General features: G+C 36.3%; 17 protein-coding genes. 8 read left to right on the forward strand and 9 right to left on the reverse strand.

From position 1 onward, the window contains the following. Positions 1-5: 5 nt before the first annotated feature. The 3 genes from LC418_RS10800 to LC418_RS10810 are packed head-to-tail and all read left to right on the forward strand — an operon-like array spanning position 6 to position 4,910. Positions 6-1,049 carry an efflux RND transporter periplasmic adaptor subunit gene (locus LC418_RS10800; RefSeq protein WP_223559111.1) on the forward strand — a complete coding sequence of 348 codons (1,044 nt, stop codon included), beginning with the start codon at positions 6-8 and terminating at the stop codon, positions 1,047-1,049. Positions 1,050-1,055: 6 nt separating this feature from the next. Next, positions 1,056-4,121: an efflux RND transporter permease subunit gene (locus LC418_RS10805; protein WP_223559112.1), complete on the forward strand. Its 3,066-nt coding sequence runs from the start codon at positions 1,056-1,058 to the stop codon at positions 4,119-4,121. A 12-nt stretch (positions 4,122-4,133) separates the two neighbouring features. Beyond that, complete coding sequence (locus LC418_RS10810; RefSeq protein WP_223559113.1) at positions 4,134-4,910, forward strand: SDR family NAD(P)-dependent oxidoreductase; 777 nt, start codon at positions 4,134-4,136, stop codon at positions 4,908-4,910. 99 nt (positions 4,911-5,009) lie between these two features. On the opposite strand, the gene LC418_RS10815 is transcribed toward LC418_RS10810, so the two are convergent. From LC418_RS10815 to LC418_RS10835, 5 genes are all read right to left on the reverse strand, one after another. After that, positions 5,010-5,189 (reverse strand): hypothetical protein, encoded by a 180-nt coding sequence (locus LC418_RS10815; RefSeq protein WP_223559115.1) that lies wholly within the window; start codon positions 5,187-5,189, stop codon positions 5,010-5,012. A gap of 177 nt (positions 5,190-5,366) precedes the next feature. Next, complete coding sequence (locus LC418_RS10820) at positions 5,367-6,080, reverse strand: MAE_28990/MAE_18760 family HEPN-like nuclease (protein WP_223559117.1); 714 nt, start codon at positions 6,078-6,080, stop codon at positions 5,367-5,369. After that, entirely contained in the window at positions 6,070-7,179 is a 1,110-nt protein-coding gene (locus tag LC418_RS10825) for a DUF262 domain-containing protein (protein WP_223559118.1), read from the reverse strand. The genes LC418_RS10820 and LC418_RS10825 overlap by 11 nt, the downstream gene beginning before the upstream one ends. Further along, entirely contained in the window at positions 7,172-8,230 is a 1,059-nt protein-coding gene (locus LC418_RS10830; RefSeq protein ID WP_223559120.1) for a DNA cytosine methyltransferase, read from the reverse strand. The genes LC418_RS10825 and LC418_RS10830 overlap by 8 nt, the downstream gene beginning before the upstream one ends. Positions 8,231-8,377: 147 nt before the next feature. Further along, positions 8,378-8,611, reverse strand: coding sequence for a helix-turn-helix domain-containing protein (locus LC418_RS10835; RefSeq protein WP_223559121.1), 234 nt, complete (start codon positions 8,609-8,611; stop codon positions 8,378-8,380). Positions 8,612-9,253: 642 nt separating this feature from the next. Between LC418_RS10835 and LC418_RS10840 the strand changes: the two genes are divergently transcribed. Continuing rightward, entirely contained in the window at positions 9,254-9,799 is a 546-nt protein-coding gene (locus LC418_RS10840; RefSeq protein ID WP_223559122.1) for a hypothetical protein, read from the forward strand. Between the two features lie 74 nt (positions 9,800-9,873). Here LC418_RS10840 and LC418_RS10845 read toward each other — a convergent pair whose 3' ends face one another. Continuing rightward, the gene (locus LC418_RS10845; RefSeq protein WP_213279966.1) at positions 9,874-10,386 is read right to left on the reverse strand and encodes an AAA family ATPase; all 513 of its coding nucleotides are present in this window, start codon (positions 10,384-10,386) and stop codon (positions 9,874-9,876) included. 150 nt (positions 10,387-10,536) lie between these two features. On the opposite strand from LC418_RS10845, the gene LC418_RS10850 reads away from it, so the two are divergent. The 4 genes from LC418_RS10850 (at position 10,537) to LC418_RS10865 (ending at position 16,227) form a co-directional block, all read left to right on the forward strand. Further along, positions 10,537-11,208 (forward strand): hypothetical protein, encoded by a 672-nt coding sequence (locus tag LC418_RS10850; RefSeq protein WP_223559124.1) that lies wholly within the window; start codon positions 10,537-10,539, stop codon positions 11,206-11,208. 171 nt (positions 11,209-11,379) lie between these two features. Next, positions 11,380-13,884, forward strand: coding sequence for a PIG-L family deacetylase (locus LC418_RS10855; protein WP_223559125.1), 2,505 nt, complete (start codon positions 11,380-11,382; stop codon positions 13,882-13,884). Positions 13,885-13,984: 100 nt separating this feature from the next. Then, positions 13,985-15,676: a sodium:solute symporter family protein gene (locus LC418_RS10860; protein WP_223559127.1), complete on the forward strand. Its 1,692-nt coding sequence runs from the start codon at positions 13,985-13,987 to the stop codon at positions 15,674-15,676. 32 nt (positions 15,677-15,708) lie between these two features. Beyond that, positions 15,709-16,227 (forward strand): DUF2911 domain-containing protein, encoded by a 519-nt coding sequence (locus LC418_RS10865; RefSeq protein WP_111954695.1) that lies wholly within the window; start codon positions 15,709-15,711, stop codon positions 16,225-16,227. A gap of 330 nt (positions 16,228-16,557) precedes the next feature. On the opposite strand, the gene LC418_RS10870 is transcribed toward LC418_RS10865, so the two are convergent. From LC418_RS10870 to LC418_RS10880, 3 genes are read right to left on the reverse strand one after another with little or no spacing between them, the layout of a single operon-like run. Continuing rightward, on the reverse strand, positions 16,558-18,363 hold the full coding sequence (locus tag LC418_RS10870) for a metallophosphoesterase family protein (RefSeq protein ID WP_223559128.1): 1,806 nt from the start codon (positions 18,361-18,363) through the stop codon (positions 16,558-16,560). 34 nt (positions 18,364-18,397) lie between these two features. After that, positions 18,398-20,179, reverse strand: a complete 1,782-nt coding sequence (locus LC418_RS10875) for an alkaline phosphatase (protein ID WP_223559129.1) — start codon at positions 20,177-20,179, stop codon at positions 18,398-18,400. A gap of 20 nt (positions 20,180-20,199) precedes the next feature. Beyond that, a complete protein-coding gene (locus LC418_RS10880; protein WP_223559131.1) occupies positions 20,200-21,327 on the reverse strand; it encodes an alkaline phosphatase in 1,128 nt (375 codons plus the stop codon). Positions 21,328-21,343 lie beyond the last annotated feature (16 nt).

A 21,343-nucleotide genomic window follows, 5' to 3' on the forward strand; every position in this document is an offset into this window, starting at 1 on the left:
TTATTATGAATAAAACCATAACCATATCCCTGCTTTCAATCTTGCTGACAGCTTCCTGCAAAGAAGAAAAAAAAGAGTCAAAACCATTTGAAACAGCTGATATAATTGCTGTAAAAACAGCGTCTGTAGGATCATTGGCTCTTGCTTCAAACATCAATGCCTCCGGTTTGGTAACCACAGAAAATGAAACCACCTATTCCTTTAAAATAGGAGGAGTCGTGAACGGAATTTTTGTGGAGGAAGGACAGTTTTTCAGAAAAGGTCAGCTACTGGCCACTTTGGACGAGACAGAGATTCGTTCAGGCCTCAATCAGTCGGATTTAAATGTGCAGAAATACGAACGTGATTACAGACGCGCCACCAACTTATATAAAGACAGCGTGTATACCTTGGAGCAGGTTCAGAACACCAAGACCGGACTGGATATCGCCCGTAAACAGAAAGATGCGGTTGCATTCAACGCCAGATATGCAAAAATTTATGCAGCTGCGGACGGTTTCGTTTCCCAAAAAGTGGCCGGTAAAGGTGAGATTGTAGGGCCAGGCTCACCGGTTCTCATGATTAATGAAACTTCCAACAATAATAATTATCTATTGAAAGTAGGACTTACCGATACCGAATGGGCTTCTGTAAAGATCGGCCAAAAAGCAGTGGTTACATTGGATGGCTATCCCGGCAAAAGTTTCGATGCCTTTATTTTCAGGAAGTCGCAGGCAGCTGATATGGCGCTTGGCTCTTTTCAGGTGGAGCTTAAACTGACGATGAATGACAGCAAGCCCGCAGTAGGAATGTTTGGAAAAGCCGAGATTAAGACTGATCATTCGGAAGATTTTATAATGGTTCCCTACAATTCCTTAATTGAAGCTGACGGGAATAAAGCTTTCGTTTTTGTGGTTGAAAATAACAAAGTGAAGAAAAGACCTATTACGATTGCCAGATTTGAAAATGATAAAGTGTTTGTAAAGGACGGACTTCAAAAGAACAATAAAATTGTGATCTCCAACAGTGCTTATCTGAATGAGCAATCAACCATTAAAATTATTAATTAAGAAACGATGAAGATTACAAATTTTGCCGTTAAAAATTATCAGTTTACGCTGATCATATTTCTTCTTGTTGCGGTGGTCGGTTTCTTAACGCTCTTCACAATGCCAAGATCCGAAGATCCATCCACGCATCCGCCACAATACCTGATCACCGTGATTTATCCCGGAACAAGCCCGAAAGATATGGAAGAGCAGGTGGTAAAGCCCATCGAAAATAAAATCTACGGGCTGGAAAATATTGATAAAATACTGACGACTGTAGAAGACGGCGTTGCCGCTTTTCAGGTTAAATTTAAATATGGTGTTGATGTCGATAATAAGTATCAGGAAATTTCAACTGAGATTAATGCCTTAAAAAACAGTGAGCTTCCGAAAGATATTTATCAGATCAAAACAGAAAAGATATCATCTTCTGATGTGAAAATTCTGCAGGTTGCCCTGGTTTCTGAGAGTGCTTCCGAGAAAAAACTTCGAGATGAGGCAGATAAGCTTAAAACAAAACTTGAAAAGATCACGAATCTTAAAAATGTCATCTACTCAGGAATGCCAGAGCAGGAGATTAGGGTTGATCTTAAACTGGATAAGCTTGCACAACTGAGAATACCCTTAAATGTTGTGATGGGAAGTTTGCAGAGTGAGGCAGCCGATATCCCCGGAGGAAGTATCGATATGGGAACCAAGGTGTTCAATGTTAAAACCAGCGGTAAATTCAAAAATGAGCAGGATGTTGCCAACACCGTCATTTACAATGCCAATGGTAAGATTGTCTATATGAAAGACGTTGCCGAGGTTGGTTACAAATCGCAGACCGTTGACCATATCACCCGAATCAATGGCCATCGTTGCATTCTTGTAAGTGCCGGAATGAAGGATAATGTGAATATTACCGATGTTCAGAAACAATTTGCTCCTATTTTGGAAGAATTCTCAAAAGATCTTCCTGAAAATATTAAGTTGATCAAAAACTTCGATCAGGCTGATATGGTTTCCCAGCGTCTGGGGCATTTAGGTTTTGACTTCGGATTGGCCATTGTTTTGGTTATCATTACATTGCTGCCTTTAGGTTCAAGAGCATCTGTTATTGTAATGATTTCAATTCCGCTTTCGTTGGCATTAGGTTTAATTGCGATGAATGCACTAGGATTTTCACTGAATCAGTTGAGCATCGTGGGATTGGTTGTAGCATTGGGATTATTGGTTGATGACAGTATTGTGGTTGTGGAAAATATAGAGCGCTGGTTACGTGAAGGGCATTCTAAAAAAGATGCGGTTCTTAAAGGGACCAAACAGATCGGTTTGGCGGTTGTAGGATGTACCGCAACATTGATCATTGCATTTTTACCATTGGCATTCCTTCCTGATATCGCCGGGGAATTCATACGGAGCCTTCCGGTAGCTGTAATTACGAGTGTTTTGGCGTCCATGCTGGTTGCGCTAACCCTCGTTCCATTTTTAGGCAGCCGATTCCTGAAGACCCACGACCACGAAGGTGGAAATATTTTCCTACAGTATCTTCAGAAATTTCTGACCAACAGTTACAAAGGAATTATGCCGAAAGCCTTGAAATATCCTAAAATAACAATCGGAATTTCAATCGCATTAAGTGTTTTGGCATTTGGATTATTCAGTTTAACAGGTTTTAAATTGTTCCCGACTTCAGAAAAACCGATGTTTCTGATCAATATCAAAACACCGCTTCAGTCTAATATTTCAGAGAGTGACCGCGTTGCCAGGATTGTTGAATCGGAATTAAAGAACCACAAAGAAATTGTCTATTACACTTCCAATGTTGGAAAAGGGAATCCACAGATTTACTATAATGTGCATCCACAGGACAGAAAGCCTGATTTTGCGCAGATCTTTGTGCAGCTGGATGACGAAGCAAAACCTGAAACGAAAACAGCGCTGATTGAAACTTTAAGGGAAAAATTCAAAACAATGCCTTACGCCAAAGTTGAGGTAAAAGATTTTGAACAGGGAACTCCGATTGAAGCCAATATTGTCGTGCGCTTATTTGGAGAAGATCCTGCTGTTTTGAGACAACTTTCTTCTCAGGTAGAAAATATTTTGAGAAAACAAGAAGGAACGGTGTACATCAACAATGAACTAAACACCTACAAAACCGATGTTAAAGTAAAAATCAACAAGGAAAAAGCGAGAACTCTAGGAGTGATGACGAGTGAGGTGGATAAAGTCATTCGTCTTGCCGTAGCCGGATTGTCGGTGGGAGACTACATCGACGACCGCGGCGATGCAAGAACAGTAACGCTGACTTTACCGAGAGAAAAATTTTCTAATCTGGACGCCCTGAAAAATCTGTATGTCAATAATGTGCAAGGGGTACCAATTGCGCTCAATGAGATTGCTGCCGTTTCATTTGAAACATCTCCTACGGCAATCAACCATTTCAATAAATCAAGATTTGCAAAAGTTTCGGCGATGTCTGCAAAAGGATATTATGCCAATGATTTATTGGTTGACATTATTCCTCAATTGGATCAGCTGAAAATGCCAAAAGGCTACTATTATAAACTGTCGGGAGAAAAAGAATCAGAAGGCGATGCATTAGGAGGAAATTTCATTTCTGTCATTATCTTAAGCACTTTTCTTTTCATTGCGGTGCTGTTGCTTCAGTTCAAAACTTTTAAAGGAATTATCATTGTATTGTCGATTATTCCATTGGGGATTTTGGGCGGTGTCATTTTGTTGCTGATTGATGGAAGCCCGATGTCATTAGTGGCAATCATCGGATTTATCGGACTGTCCGGAATTCAGGTTAAAAATTCTCTGTTGCTGGTGGATTTTACCAACCAGTTGAGATTGGAAGGCCATTCGATTGATGAGGCCATTGCTATTGCGGGTGAAACGCGTTTTCTTCCTGTAGTTTTAACTTCCATCACGGCGATCTGCGGTTTAATTCCTTTGGCTTTAAACTCCAATCCTTTGATTGCTCCATTAGCCATCGTATTGATTGGCGGACTTATCAGCTCAACGATTCTCTCCAGAATTGTTACGCCGGTAATGTACAAACTGATTCCTCCAAGTCTGGACATTGAAAACAAAGAAGAATATTAAAATTGAATAAAAATGAAAGAATACATTTTAATAACAGGCGCATCATCCGGAATAGGTTACCATATGGCCGTTCAGTTAGCTGAATTAAAGAAAGATCTGATTTTGGTAGCCCGAAGCGAAGATAAGCTCAAGAAACTTGCATCAGAACTCACTGCTACATACGGAATTTCCGTGGAATATATCGTCAAAGATTTGTCTGTTGTTGAAAATGCCATTGCACTATACCGTGAAGTTCAGGACAGAAATCTGCTTGTAACCGGATTGGTTAATAATGCTGGCGTAGGAACTTACGGAAAATTTACAAAAACATCATTGGAAGAAGAATTAAAAATGATCGATTTGAATATTTCCAGTCTCGTGGCACTTAACAAATTGTTTGTCAAAGATATGGTGGCCAGAAAATCAGGCAGGATTATGAATATCTCATCTCTGATGGCATTCTTGCCATTCCCTTATTATTCGGTTTATTCTGCAACGAAAACTTTTGTTCTGGCTTTTACCGAAACCCTCGCTTCCGAACTGGAAGGAACGGGCGTAGTTGTAACAGCATTATGTCCCGGGCCGATTGATACAGGCTTCTACAATGAAGAAATGTTACAAGCCAATATGATGAAAAGCAATAAACCTGTTAAACCTGAAGTGGTTGCAAAAGAAGGCGTAAAACTTCTTTTACATGGAAAAGGTAAGAAAATTGTCGGTTTTATGAACTGGTTCCTGTCTAATATTCCACGCGTAACTCCGGATTTTTTAATGATGAAAATTAAAAAGAATCTGGCTGCAAAGGGGTGATTTCTTAAAGACTGTAAAAAGACATTAATCCAGTAAATAGTGCTATCGAAACAAATAAAAATGGGGCTACTTGTCTTAATAAGTAGCCCCATTTGGCTTTTAGTGATCTCGACGCATAAAAAGCCCGCTGATATCAATGGCATTAATGATAAGGAACGCTGCAAATAATCTGTTTTCCAGTTTTCTTTCTGTTTTTACCGTTAACAAAAATACGGCAAGCAGCAGCGATACAAAAACAGCAATCGCAACAATAACTTCCAGAAAACTTAATTTGTCCATTGAATCTTTTTGTAAAAATAAGATATAAGTGATAAAGAGAAATGATGGTCAATCATCATTTTTAAAATATTGGGCTCTGGTGTGGAAGGTCTCCCAACTTTGGGCTGGTAAAGAAGATTATTTTCTTTAAGCTTGCTACAAAGTCGGGAGATTTTGGAGAGCGGGTTGATTGTTGTATTAAACAGTAGCTATTTGAAAATGTTTATGCAGTATGTAGTTCTCAACAGACTTTATAAATTCATTTAAAAAATCACATATGTGAGTTTTAGAATCATTTAGCTGTGAATAAGTTGATGAGCCACCAACCTCAATAAATGATTTTTCACCATGTGCTAACCAATTTCTTTTTTTCTTCACATCAACTAAACTTTCGCCATGTTTTGTTTTGTCATATATGATATGTACATTATTTATGTCAATTTTCATTGATTTGGCTGTAGCAAAAATTTTTTGTGCGTCTAAAGAACCTCCATAATTAATTTCATTAGAAGCTAACTCTACTATTTCGTTTGAAATTTTATTAGATATATTGATTATCGTCTCAATAATTGTTTCTTTCTTTTTGTTATCATTATGTTTATAAATATTATTTAACCAATATTTTTGGACATCGTCAATAACATCAGAATATTTTAATCCCGAATCTTTAATTTCGTCGAAGATTGTAGTTATGGTATTATATATAGTTGACTCAATTAAATTGTACAATAGCAGGTAAGCGGTTGATCTTAATGTATCAATTTTAGACGAATTAATATTCACAACTTTATCTTTACTTTCCACTAAATCATAAGCTATAATTTTAGGACTTTCAAGTTCAACAATCGCAAGTATCTCATAAAACGAATTAACTTCATTAACCCTATTATTAAATTCATCTCTAATTGTCATAATTTAAACTATTTGGGTCAGTAATACCAAGAAGACAGTCTCTTACAAATTCAATACGTCCAACAACTTTATTTTTACTATTTGCAGCATCAGATGTTGTCCATTTTTTGAATTCATTAGATTCAAGCCAATCAACATTTGAAATTGTTAAATCTGGATTTTGTCTTAAAGCTAAATTTGTCCCAACTGCTATTGCTTCAAACCTTACTCTTGGAATTGATTTCGCAGCTGTTGATTTTTTAAATCCACTGGGAAAGTTTTTCTGAACAAAACTTAAAGTATTGAATAATTCTGATTGAAATAAAATAGCACTTTCGTTATCGAATGTTTTGTTTGCTTCAATGATATAATCATCCATAAATCCTTTTACAGAATGTACGAAATCTTGATAATTATTTGATAAAGCAAAAAATCTTGAAACTAATTCTTCTTTTTCTCCTCTTAATTTATCTGTTTCTTTTGTTGAACTAAATAATGAATTGAATTCATTTGTATTTGACATATTTAGTATAAAATCATATAAGACATTACCAATAAATTTACCTTTTCTGATTTCTGCAGGCTCCAATCTTTTACCACCTTCATTAACTCGTCTAAATATGTCTGCTCGTATTCCTTCATCGGTATTTTCATTAATTATATACAACTTTAATTGAGTATTTAGAAATTTCCTTTTCCTAGCTGTTCCAAGATCATTAAATGTAAATCCATTTAGTGCATATAATTCATCTAACCCAACTAAAATCAGTTCATTGTCTGCAAATGATTTTATCGATGACAATCTTTGGACTCCGTCTAAAAGTTCTAAATTCCCATCTTCATCTAATTCAAATGCAAATAATGGCTGAATAGGTACCCCCATAAAAATAGACTCTATAAACCTTGATTGCATTGTTTCTAACCAAATAAAATCCCTTTGGTAAGTTGGAACAAATAGCCCAGAAATAGATTCATCTTCAAAATTAGGTTCTTCACCTTTTTTTACAAACTTTTTTAACAATTCTCCAATTGAAAAATCTGCTATTCTATAATTATAATCAAGCTGAATATCTTTGATTTGATTTTCAGCTAATTCTAACTGTTCAGGAGTTTTACTCATAGTTATATAAATGTTTTTTTATGCTTTTTGCTATTACCTCCCCTAATTTAACAGGTACTGCATTTCCTATTTGTTTGGCTATTGCCACTATTGATATTTCATTTTCTTTATTAAAGAATTTGTATGTTTTTGGAAAAGATTGAAGTAATGCTGCTTCTCTAAGAGAAATTCCTCTGTTTTGTTCTGGATGACCGAACCTACCATTGCCATAACCTATGCAATGAGTTGTCATAGTTGGTGATGGTTCATCCCATTTCATTCTTCCATAAACACTAGAATACGATTTGCCTGAGTCTTTTTTATGACATTCAAGAATTAATTCTTCTGGCCAATCTTTCCAACCTCCACCATAGGGAGTATTCATAATTCTCAATTTATTTTTTGGAGAAAGTTTTCGTGCAAAATGTAATTTGTCCTTAGGATGGGATTCACCATCTTCAATTGGAGGCAATTTTCCAATAGCATCCTTAACAGTTACAAAATTATTCTTACTATGAGTTTTAGGAATTAAATCAATATGTCCTAATTTTGATGCTACTAAAACAAGTCTTTTTCTATTTTGCGGAATACCATATTCAATACAATTAACGATTTCAAAGTGAATGAAATAACCTTCTTTCTTTAAAGTTTTAATGAAATCATCAAAAACAGGAGCTTTTTTGAAATTAATTAATTGTGAAACATTTTCCATTGATATTATATCAGGTTTTGTTTCTAATATTAATCTCTGAAACTCATACAAAAGTTTCCATTTTTCATTATCTTTTTTTTCTGGATCTTTAAAAGTATAAGAAGAAAATGGCTGACATGGTGCACAACCAATTAATATTTTTATCTTGGAATCTCCAAATAAAACATTAAGTTCAGAGCCAGAAATGTCAGTTATACTTTTTGATATAAACTTTGACTTATTGTTTGTTTCAAAAGCGTATTTACATGCCTCATCAATATCAATACCTGCAACAACATTGAATCCTTCTTTAAGAAAACCATGGGCTAATCCACCTATTCCACAGAACAAATCCACAACAGCAATATCTTTAATATCCATTTAACTAAATATGTACTTTAAATTAACTTTGCAAGGTACAAAAAATATAAGCTTTGACGAGATGCAATTTAATAAATCGGAAGTTATATATTTAAAAAATTTTTAGATAAAATACTATTCATTGTAAAACTTATTATATTAGGATTTTTAATCAATTTTGAAATTCAATAAATCTTTAGGTGGCAAATTTAGACCTCTAGCTAAGTCAATCAATGTAGTAAATGCAAAGTTCCTTTTTCCATTTTCTATATCACTTACTGTAGCTTTAGTCATTTTGGAACTATTTAGTACAATATCATCTTGGGTAAGCCCAGATTTAAGTCTTAATTCTTTGATGTGTTCTCCAAATTTTTTTAGTATTTCATCTTGCAAAACGTCCATTTATGAGTGCTTTGTACAAAGTGCGTAATTTTTTTTGCAAATTTTGTTATAAGATCTTGTAACAAAATGAAAATTTCTTATATTTGGAAAAGATTACTTATTAAAGTAATTTTGCGATACTTCAAAGAATAATAGAAGTTATTGCTTAGAATCTCGATCTGAAAACTGGTAATTTTTAAACGTACGAGACGATAAGCAGGAAGCTCACGACCTAGGCGTGGGCTCTCTTATCTGTACGTAAGGTATACCAGTACCTCAGATCGGATATTGTAGAGTCCCATGCCGTTTTTATTTTATGCTGTTCTGCTTTTCTACAATCATCTTTTTCTAAGCTGCTTCACTACATAAAGTATCATGATAGGATACAATGGAGTGTACAATCCATTGCGGCTTCAGGGCTTTCACGGGAACACAGATTTTATTTCTATTCATCATTTACCATAAAACTCAGCGTACATCGGTAGGCTGGCGGTTTTATATAAACCATTAAGAAGAATGAAGATAATAAGATAAGTTAAGTTCCATCAAAGATGGAAGAAGCATCTCGCTTAAAAAATAGCTTTAGCTATGTTCTTAATAACTCTTAAAGCCTTAAAAAATCTTAATGGTTCAGAAAAATTTCAACAATAAAAAATACAAACAATGAAAAAGATAAAAACAGATTTTGATACTTGGTTTCGGGCAGGTAAGAAGCGCTCCGGCTTGCAGCTGATGGAAACTTTCTTTCAGTTCAATGAGCTGGATGTTTCCAAAGAAAGGCTCAGCAACATTATGAATTATGCAGTAAAGAGGAATAGCTGGATCAATGAAGATCCGGCGGTGATCTTTCAGTTTCATCAGTCGATGAGGTCGCTGATCCGGGCAGGGTATCTCATCATGCTGAAGGAAAAGAAATGGACTGTCGATACCCAACAAGAAAAGATTTCCCCGTGGGTTCTTGGCCTGCTTTCGGAGAAGGAATACCGGAATCCTCTGCTGGTTTTCATAAAAGCATTCAGGGAATACAGCATCAAAGAATTTGATTATTTTATGTCCGGAATCGTCTATTTCTCCATGGGCGTCTATGAAAATTTACCGGAAAGGAATATCGTTATGCCCTACATTCATACGGTTAAAATGCTGGATGCCGCACACCTTATTCTTCAAAGAAGGAGAGAAAAGGAGATGGCTGATACCAATTCAGGATAAGAAAGTTGAGCATAATGCCAGAATTCAAACCTGTAACCTTTTTAAAGCCTTACAGAAGTTACCCACCTCAGATCCTAGGATAAAATTCCGGTCAGCACCTGATCTTTTCGGTTCGATGAAGTTCCGCTTACTTTAATGACCTTTATTCCAAGATCCTCAATCCAGTCATAAAGTAACTCATTAACCTTATGCCTGAGTTTTGGCAGCTCTATTTGATGTTTGGATATCAGATCGGGTTCTTCAATAGGGACAAAAACAAAAACATCAATTTCATCGATGATGGTTTGAACTTTTTCAAAGAGAAACTGGATATTTCGACCTGAATCAAGAACATGAAGATAAGCTAAGATATCAATGACACATCTGTCAAATATGACATCATCTCCGCTTTTGAAGACCAGTTTGGCTGAATAATTAAATTGTTCAAGAAAATCGTCAGGATGAGGTTCTTCTGAAAATTCATACCCTGAAGACTCCATCTGGTAGTAGGGTTCTATTTCAAGGGTGTACCCGGGAAGGTTCTCCAGAAGTTCTTCTGCCAATGTAGTTTTACCGACTTTGTGAGCGCCGATTATTGCAATTCTCATATTTCAGTTTATATTATAATCCAAAAGGATTGTACGAGATTTTCGTGCCTGTTTTTTGAGCGTCCATTGTATAGAGTTTTGCCAGTCTATTTAATACCATAATTTTTCTATATTTAGAACAGGTATATAAATATAATATAAAAAAAGAGAATGCCAATAAACCGAATACCTCCGGACGGAGGCATGTTATATAAAGAAACAGATATGGCCCAGTTTTTCCCTGAGCCATTCAATGCAATAACTGCTCTGTTATTTTTAGCTATAGCTATTTTTTGGACCCTTAAAATGAAGGGTAATTTTAAAGAATATCCTTTTTTAACCTACTGCTTAATGTTGTTATATATTGGTGCCATTGGGGGAACTGTTTACCATGCATTCAGACAATGGCCGGTATTTATCATGATGGATTGGATGCCCATTATGCTGCTCTGTTTGTCTGCCGGATTTTATTTTGTAGCTCAGAGCACCAGATGGTACTATGCTGTTGTAATGGTTCTTGCATATCTGGTACTTATGTTGGGCTTGAGAAATTGGATTTTGACAGATAACACTTCTCTCTTTATCAACGTAAATTATGCAATCATGGCTTCATTTGTCCTTTTTTCGGTATTACGTTATTTAATTTATACCCAATGGAAAGCTGGCAAATGGGTAGGCTTTGCTTTATTGTCGTTTGCGCTCGCACTCACTTTCCGGATCATTGATAAACGGGAATGGTTGAGTTTCGGAACACACTTTTTATGGCATACTTTTGGGGCGGTAGCCACATTTTGCATGTTTAATTATATCTATCTTACGCGGAATACGATTAGAAAAACATAAATACCTGTTTAAATTTTATTTGAAAAAAATGTATACATGATTATCAAGCCTTTGGTTCCTTTTACCTTCACACAAAGATTTTACGAAGAATATAATACAATTTTTGGAGTTGCTAATTTAAGTTTAAAAGAAAAAACGATTTACTTATATTTGCTCGCAAAGCAAATCTAAATGTTCAAAAAAGTAAGCACTGTATGTATCCTTGGCTTTTATACGGTTTTTTGTTCGGCCCAACAGGTCCGGCCTTCCAAATCATCTGAAATTTACCGTGAACTCAAAACCCTTAAACAGCTGCCTAAAGTTTTATACCTTGCGGCTCATCCTGATGATGAAAACACAGGATTACTTTCCTGGCTAATCAACGATCAAAATGTAGAAACGGGCTATTTGTCTTTAACCAGAGGTGATGGTGGTCAGAATTTATTAGGTACTGAGCAGGGTGCTGCATTGGGTTTAATCAGAACGCATGAGCTTTTAGAAGCAAGAAAGTTAGACGGCGCCCAACAGTTTTTTACCCGGGCGATTGATTTCGGGTTCTCTAAAAATACGACCGACACCTTTAAACAATGGGATGCAGATAGCATTACAGCGGATGTAGTTTGGGTCATCCGTAAATTCCGTCCTGATGTTATCATTTGTCGTTTTCCTCCTAATGCTGCTGCAGGCCACGGACAACATGCAGCTTCGGCTGTGGTTGCGGAAAAAGCTTTTAAGCTGGCAGGCGATAAAACGGCTTTCCCAGATCAACTAAAATATGTTAATGCATGGCAACCAAAACGCGTATTGTGGAATACTTTCCGCTTTGGTGGGGTCAATACGACAGCTGAAAATCAATTGAAAGTTACCGTTGGGCAATATGATGCGCAACTGGGCATGGGCTATGGTGAATTGGCAGGATTAAGCAGAAGTTTACATAAAAGCCAGGGTGCGGGAACACAGTCTGTAGCCGGCATCAGAACTGAATATTTTGCCCACGTTATTGGCGAGCCTGCAAAAGCAACACTTTTTGACGGAATAACTAAAACCTGGACTTCACAAGGAAGCGCTGATATTGACCAATCATTAGATAAAATTATTTCCTCTTTTAATTTTAATCAACCTGATCTCAGCTTACCTGCCTTGCTTGCTTTGCGAAAAAAGGTTGTGGCTCTTCAGGATGGAGATCTAAAAAAGGATAAAATTAAATCTCTTGACAATATCATTTTAAGCTGTGCCGGATTTATGGGCGAGGTAGTGACCAATCAGGCTGAAGCTGTTGCCGGAGACAATTACAATTTCAGGTTAAATTTGATTTCAAGAGCTGAAAATCCTGTCGTTTTAGAAGATGTAAAATGGTTAAGTCAATCAGAAAGCTTCAACAGAGAACTATCAAAAGATTCTTTAATTACCATTCAGCATGACATTCAGATTCCTGCAGATGCAGCACTCACAGAACCTTACTGGTTGGCAAAATCTCCCACGAACGCAGCAACTTTCTCTGTTCCGAATGATACTTTAATCGGTTTGCCAGAGGCAGAATCGCCACTGAATGTTTTGCTTGGTTTAAGAATCGGTTCGGAAAAGTTTCAGGTTAAACTTCCTTTATCTTTCAAGAAATTAGATCCGGTGCGTGGTGATGTAGTCGAAGCTCTGCGCATTGTTCCTGCATTGGAACTGAAATTTACACAACCCCTTTATCAGGTCAAGGAAAATGAAGATTTACATTTGAGTTTAAATGTTAAGGTTAATTCTAACAGACAGTACAGTAACGGTAAAGTAAACCTGATGTATAACGGAGAACGATTAGGTGGTGCTGATGTAAGTTCGCTCAATGGAAAAGATGCTACCATCGATTACGTTATTCCAAAAACTAAGCTTGCCGCAATACATTCATCTCGTTTGCAATTAGATGCCAATTTTGTTGCAGATGGAGTCACTTATAATAAAAAGCAAATATTAATTCAGTACCCGCATTTACCTTCCTTACAATATTTTTCACCTGCAACTGCCATCGTAATGAAAGGCGATATTCAGGCGAAGGTTCAAAAAGTGGGTTACATAGAAGGTGCGGGCGATTTCATTCCTGAGTTCCTACGCATTGCAGGTATTCAGGTAGATGTTTTGAAAGACGAAGATTTTTATGGCAACTTAGATGAATCTGCTGGAAACGGCAGTCAAAACAAGCTATTGCAATATGATGCCATCGTACTTGGCGTTCGTGCCAATAATACAGAGAAAAAGTTGAGTCGCTGGATGCCTTTTTTATGGTCTTATGCAAAAGCCGGAGGTAATTTGGTGATGCAGTATAACACCAACCAGGATACAACCGTTGACAAATTGGGGATGTACAATTTCAGTATTGCCAATAAGCGTGTTACCGAAGAAAATGCAGCGGTTACATTTTTAAATCCAAATCATAAATTACTGAACTTTCCGAACAAAATTACTGCGGATGATTTTAAAGGCTGGGTGCAGGAGCGCGGCGCCTATTTCCCTGCTCAATGGGATGCAGCGTATGAACCGCTTTTTGAAATGCACGACACAGATGAAGAGCCACTCCAGGGATCAACTTTATATGCTAAATATGGGAAGGGTAATTTTATCTACACACCGTTGGCATTTTTCAGACAGCTGCCTGCGGGAAATGTGGGGGCGGCACGTTTATTTTTTAACTTTTTATCTGCACAGAAAAACTGATGAACAAACCACTTAAAAATTGGAATACCTGGTACATACTATTAGCAGCTGCATTAGTATTGCAGATCGCATTTTATTATTTGTTTACTAAATTCTGGGCATGAGTACTATAGATTGGACAGTTCTTATTTTTACACTTGTTGCAGTGGTGGTTTACGGCGTATTCATCGGCCGTGGCCAAAAAAGCAACGAATCCTACCTGAAAGCAGATAATAAAATGCCCTGGTACATTGTGCTGATAGGGATTATGGCCACGCAGGCAAGTGCCATTACATTTCTTTCGGCACCGGGTCAGGCTTATACAGATGGCATGCGTTTCGTTCAGTATTACTTTGGTTTGCCTTTGGCGATGATTGTTATCTGTATCACTTTCATCCCGATTTTTCAGCGCTTAAATGTGTACACGGCTTATGAATATTTGGAAAACCGATTTGATAAAAAAACAAGGGTACTCACTTCACTACTTTTTCTTTTTTCCAGAGGCTTATCAACAGGAATCAGCATTTACGCTCCGAGTATCATCTTATCAAGCGTTTTAAACTGGAATATTTATTTAACTAATGTTTTAACAGGGGGTATTCTGTTGATTTACACCTATGTTGGCGGTGCAAAAGCGATCGCTCACACCCAAAAATTACAGTTTCTCATTATTATGGGAACCATGGCTTTTGCAGGTTACCTACTTATTCAGAATATGCCGAATGGAATTGGTTTTAACGATGCGCTTTATCTGGCGGGGAAATCCGGAAAGCTTAATGTAATCACCACAGAATTCGATTGGAAAGATAAATACAATATTTGGAGCGGGCTGATTGGTGGTTTTTTTCTGGCCCTTTCTTACTTTGGTACAGACCAGAGCCAGGTCGGGAGGTATATTACTGCAAAAGACAATACCAATGCAAAAATGGGCTTGCTGTTGAACGGATTGGTTAAAATTCCGATGCAGTTTGCTATTCTCCTGATCGGTGCCTTGCTTTTCGCTTTCTTTTCTCTAAAACCGGCTCCGATTTATTTTAACGAACGTTCTTATCAACATTTAAAGGAAACAAAACCTGAACAGGCTGCGGTTTTTGAAAAAGAACATCAGGATTTACAACTAAAATTTAATGCAGAATCGAAAGAAATTCTAAAACTGAAAGAAACTCATTCTCCTCAGCTCAAAAAAACAATTCAGGATTTTAAAAACACACAAACACAGGTAAAAGCACTGCACGGAAGGGTAGAGGAAGCGATCAATCATTCAAACTATAATGCGGAGAAAACGGATACGAATTACATTTTCCTGTATTTCGTAAAAAATACCTTGCCTGTAGGAATGATCGGCTTACTGTTTGCCGTCATTTTTCTGGCCAGCTGGGGTTCAATTTCTGCAGCACTGAATTCCCTTGCCGCCTGCTCATTAAAAGATGTTCATTTGATATTTAAAAAAGAAATTCCTGATGATGCAACCGAATTGAAGTACAGTCGCCTGCATACTTTAGCCTGGGGTATTTTTTCAATTGGGGTAGCCATGTTTGCCACTCAAATGGGTTCCCTTATTGAAGCGGTTAATGTATTAGGTTCTCTCTTCTACGGCCCGATATTGGGGATTTTTCTTGTTGCATTTTACTATAAAAAAATCACCGGTTCCAATGTATTTATTGCTGCCATTTTATCAGAAATTGTGGTTATTGCCGTTTATAATTTTGATATTGTTTCTTTCCTTTGGCTTAACGTCATTGGGGCAGCAGCAGTCATTATATTTTCAGCAATCGGATTACTGTTTTATAAACAGAAAGCAGTAAATTCGTAAACAGACAAAATAAACATACAAACAAAAATATTATGAAAACCATCATTAAATCTGCTGCCGTACTTGTTGCGACAATGACAATCTCCATGAATGCCTTTGCACAGGACACTAAAAAACCTGCCAGCCCTCCGGCTACTGCTACGGGAAAAATTAAAGATGCAACCATTACTATAGCTTATAGCAGTCCTTCTGTAAAAGGGCGTACGATCTGGGGTGGTTTAGAAGCTTATGACAAAGTTTGGCGTGCAGGTGCCAATGAAGCAACTACTTTCGAAACCGATAAAAATATTACCGTTCAGGGTAAATCACTACCTGCCGGTAAATATAGCTTTTTCTTAATCCCAAAAGAGTCTGGAACCTGGACTGCAATTTTTAACAAAGAGCCAAAACAGTGGGGAGCTTATAAATACGAACAAGCAAAAGATGCTTTACGTGTTGATGTAAAAACCAAGGCTTTACCAGCAACACAGGAAACTTTAGTTTATAAAATAAACAATAATGGATTCACAATGGATTGGGATAAAATCTCAGTTCCTGTAGAGATAAAATAAATGTAAATATGAGAAATTAAAATCCCGGATTAACCGGGATTTTTTGCTTAAAATTTTGATATTGTATCACAGATTACTATTGTAAATTCCAGTCACCAATCCAATTCCTGCTGTTTGATTAATGCTTTAGTTTTTTGTTCTTCTGGAAATTCTCAAGTTTATGTCAAAATTCATTTTGATTTTTCGAAATATTTTGAAAGTTAAATAAAAAGCTGCAATGATTTGTATTTCAGAAGTATCTTTGAAAATAGTGTTGCTTTGGTATTCTTGATGGAGGAATTTGTTAAGATTTCTGTTTGAACAATATTATTTTTTTTGATAAAGCAGCAATTATTTCAATTTCAAAATTTCCCCTTTCTCAAAATCAATTTTGAAATGGTCTGCAGGATCTCCCGAAGAGAGCTTAACTAAAACTCTGAAAAATAATTTCAGCTGATTTAGAAATTCATCTTTTGTATTTAATTTTTCGAAATTTTCATGCAAAAATTTGAATTGCAAAAGTCGTTTTTCAGGAATATCTTTTTTTGCTAATTCGTCTGCAGACTGTAATTGATAAAGATCCAATAAAGCATCTTCAAAATTCCATATTTTAAATTCTCCTGCATTTATTGCAGTTGAATTGTCCATGTCAATACTTAAATAAAGTAAATCTTCTCCTGAAAGTTGGCTGGCTTTTTCTATAAAATCTTTAGGCCAATCTGAAGGAACAAATCTTAGCCTTACCAATTCTTTTAAATGAAATAATGTAAAATCGTGATAATTCTTTGTTTTTAAAATTTCAACGTTCCAAAGATCTTTTCTGGTCTGATTTTTTAAGACTCCAAATTCTTTCTTATACAAAGGGAATAGCTCATCAAAACGTGGCACATCAGTAATAGAAACCGTTTCGACATCAAAATCAGCGGGAGAATTCACTGTCAGAATTTTATATCCCGGAAGATAAGCTGCCAACGAAGGAACCTGAATATTGACGAGCATTTTTCCGTTTTCAAACTTTTTGATTCCGGTGTCGTTGATGTGCATATGGCCCGCAAAATGAAGTTTCACCCCTGCATCTGCAAAAACCTTAGCAACGTGATCATCTGGCACTCTGTCGAGCTGCCATTTATTTTTGCCTAATAAATTTTTAATATCTTCAGAAGCACCGTCATTGTAATCAAGCATCGGATAATGCGTAAATGCAATGAGAACTTTGTGTTTTTTTTCTGCTTCTTTTGAAATGTTTTTCACCCAATCAATCAAATGTTTTTTATTTGAAAGCACATTATTGTATCCAACGGAAGCACTATGAAAATTATCTGGATCTATTGGATTTCCATTAATATTTTTTGGCAAATAGGTATTTCCGTCAATTGCCAAAAGCCAAATTCCATTTACGGGTTCTACCAGATAACTCAAATCAGGAACAGTAAATCCCGGACTGACTTCATACATTCTGTTGGAATATTCTGAACTTTTTAAAGCCTTTTTAAAACTATAATTTTCAAAAGAACTATGATTAAACGGAGTCTCCCAAAACAGATCTTTTTCAGAAGGGCAAAATCCAAATTCTTTAAACTCTTTCATAATTTCAAAATAGCCAGACATCGCAATATCTTTGGTAATGAAAGTTTCCTGACCATTATCTTCAACTGAAATTTTATTACTAAAAATGTTAACAGGGCTTCCATTTTCGCCTAAAAAATCAGATTTCCCGCCGTCTTTCAGAAACGGGCTTACCGGATCATGATTTCCTGTGGTAATAAAAAACCTTATTCCATGTTTTTTTTGGTACTCATCTAAAATCTTTTTCAATCCTCTCAAATTGTAGGCTTGTCCGTCATCAGTATAATCACCGGGAAGTGCGACGATTTTAATCCCCCGTTTTGCCACATCATCCAAAGCCGCCAGAAAAGCAAAATAATTTTCATTAAAAATTCTTGTCGAGTGGAGCTGCGAATCCATTGTTCTCAATAAGGTTTTCTTTTGGGTTTTTGGATTTTTTACTCCTCTGAATGCGTTATCTGAAAAATTTCCGTAAAGATCCTGAAAATGAACATCTGCCAAAAATGCTATTTGAATGGCTTTATGTTGCGCAAATACGTTTAACGAAAGCAGTAAAGCGATCAATAGATGAATAGAAAAATGTTTTTTCAAAGCTGTATGTATTTTAGAAAAAATAATTGTAAAACTAATTTACTTTCAAAGCTTTCAATATTTTATGGAAAATTTCATTATTCTCGTATACTCCCGTAAAAATTTCTGAGCCTGAGCCGTAGGAAAACACAGGAATTAATGTAGCTGAGTGATCGTCTGTCGTAAAATCACCTTCTATAGTGCTTGTTTCCAGATCGCCATGAGGAATACTAAAACCTCCTGTCTCGTGATCTGCAGTAATTATCACCAAAGTCCCGGGGTTCTGATCAGCAAACTGTACTGCTTTTGTAATTGCTCTGTCGAAATCAATACCTTCAGTAACGATGGTTCCTACATTATTGCTGTGGCCGCCACTGTCAATTTGCGCTGCCTCAATCATGATGAAGAATGGTTTTCTCTTGCTTTTTAAAAATTGCAGTCCACTTTCTACAGTTTCAGCCAAAAGATTCCCGCGACCTTTCAAAACTTGCGGAACACCGTTATCGGAAAGATAGTACGCCAAACGGTTGGCTTTACTTTCTGCAACCTCCATTGGGTTTTCGGCTAATTTAAAATCATGCAGGCCGGAAATTTTAGATTTTCCGCCCGCTGCAAAAAAGTTAAGTTTTGATTTTGGTAAATCTTTGGCAATTTCCTTTTCCATACCACGGTCTTTTTGATGAGCATAAAATGCAGAAGGTGTTGCTCCTACAATTTCGTCAGTTGTAATAATTCCGGTGCTGAAACCTTTTTCTGATAGAATTTCAGTAAGATTTGCCGTTTTTTGCCCCTCAGAACTTACTCCGATAAATCTGTTTTTTGTTTTTTTTCCTGTTGCAAAAGCAGTTGCTCCTGCTGCAGAATCTGTGGTGAAATTATCAGTCGAAGAAGTTTTAATTAAACCAATATTTTTCAATTGTGTTAACGTTAATTGTCCTTTATTGGCTAAAACGGATGAAGAAATTTGTGAAAGACCATTTCCGTCACCGATTAATAAAATAACATTTTTCACGGGAACATTTTTATTCAGATAGGAAAATTTAGGCTGATAAACTTCTGAAAACAGATTATTTTTAAAAGTTCTTTTCTGCAAAGAATTTACATATTCTACACATTCTTTCGGATGGTCTGTATTAATAAAATCAACACCGTTGTTTGCAAAAAACTCCCAGGAAGTTTTCCCGTCGGGAATCGCCCAGAATCTGAATGGTTTCCCAAATGATTTTGCTTTTTTGATGACTTCGGTTACTTTAGGTAAATCTTCTTCCGTTAAGCCTCCTTTACCGTTCCATTTAGAATATTGCGGAAAGCTTAAGCTAAGCAAAGCAACTTTATTCCATTGATCTGTTGTTAAATTATCCAGTTTTTGATAATCAAAAAAAATAAATTCGGGATAAGAAGTATATTCTTCCGGTTTTGGCTGATTCCCTGAAATAACAAAACGTACTTTTTTTTGAGCTGTAATGGCCGGATATTTCTGAATTGTTTTTACAATCTGCTTTAAAGTTGTTTTAGCATCTGTTTTAATATCAATCAGAATCTGTAGAGATTCCTGTTTAATCATATTCATTCCTAATGCCTTATCAATAGGATTCAGATATAAACTTTCAAATGTTCGTTCATGGGTAATGTCTTTTTTGTTGTGGGCTACAAAAAGTTCGTTGTTTTCAAGAAAAACATCTACTTCAATTGAATTTGCATCAGAACCTAAGGCATACCAAAATGGGATTTTCTGTTCATAATCATTATGAGAGTGTACTCTTGTAGTTTGACCAAAAACAGTTGCAACAAAAAGCAGAGTGATAAAGCCTGTAATTTTTTTTAAATGTAAGCGCATAAGATTTAGTAAAATTCAAATTATTTAATAGTGATTCCACTTTTTTTCAAAGCTTCAGCAAGCTTATGATAGATGGTGTTGTTGGGGTATACGCCAGAGAAAAGCTCCTGGTTTTTTCCCATTGCAAAAACGGGAACTAAAGCCGCAGTGTGTTGATTGTCGATGAAATTCACCTGTACTTTGTCTTTGATGTTCTTCTCTTTTCCTGTTGAATCTTTTTCCATGAATTTTCCGATGCTTGCACCGCCTGTCTCGTGATCTGCTGTGACTACCAACAGTGTATTCGGGTTTTCTTTGATGAACTCCATCACCACACCGATGGTTTTGTCAAAATCTAAAACTTCTTTTACCATCATTTCGCCATCTTTAGCATGACCGCCCCAATCTATAAATGAGCCTTCCACCATCAAAAAGAATGGCTTTTTGTTTTTAGATAAGTAATCTAGAGCGGCTTGTGTGGCTTCGGGAAGAAAATCTCCTCTTCCCTGAACTTTATTCGGGAGCTCGTCCTGCGCCAAAAGATAAAAGTTGTTTTTATTTTGAATGGGTTTTGAAAGTTTCAGCGTGTCTATATTATAATTGAGCTTTTTAAATTCATTCAGAAGATTTTTTCCATCTTTTCTTTTATTGAAGAATTTTAAACCTCCGCCTGCTAAAAAATTAACGTTTGCTTTTACAAGGTCAAGCGCAATATCTTCATGAAGATCTCTGTCTTTTACATGAGCGTAGTAAGAAGCAGGTGTTGCATGAGTAATACTCGTTAAACTAACCAACCCGGTTTGGTAATTTTTTTTCTGCAGCTGTTCTAATATCGTTGGAAGTGCTATCGAATCTCTATTTACGCCAATCGCACGTTTGTAAGTTTTTTCACCTGTTGATAAAGCGGTTGCCCCGGCAGCAGAATCTGTAACCCAATCGCTGGTTGAAGATGTTTCAGACAGACCTACAATTTTAAATTTTTGAAAATTGGGTTCTGAATTTCCAAAATAGAATGCAGAAGTAACCTGTGAAACGCCCATTCCATCACCAATCATAAAAATGACGTTAAGAGGCTTTTGTTTTTTTTGAGCTGATAACATGGCTACAAAAAGAAGCAACGAGAAAGCTGCGATTGCCTTGAAATTAACATTTTTACAGAAATAATTCATAATGATTGGATTTTTA

Origin of the sequence: Chryseobacterium lathyri (genome assembly GCF_019970085.1) — a bacterium.
GTDB classification, from domain to species: domain Bacteria; phylum Bacteroidota; class Bacteroidia; order Flavobacteriales; family Weeksellaceae; genus Chryseobacterium; species Chryseobacterium lathyri.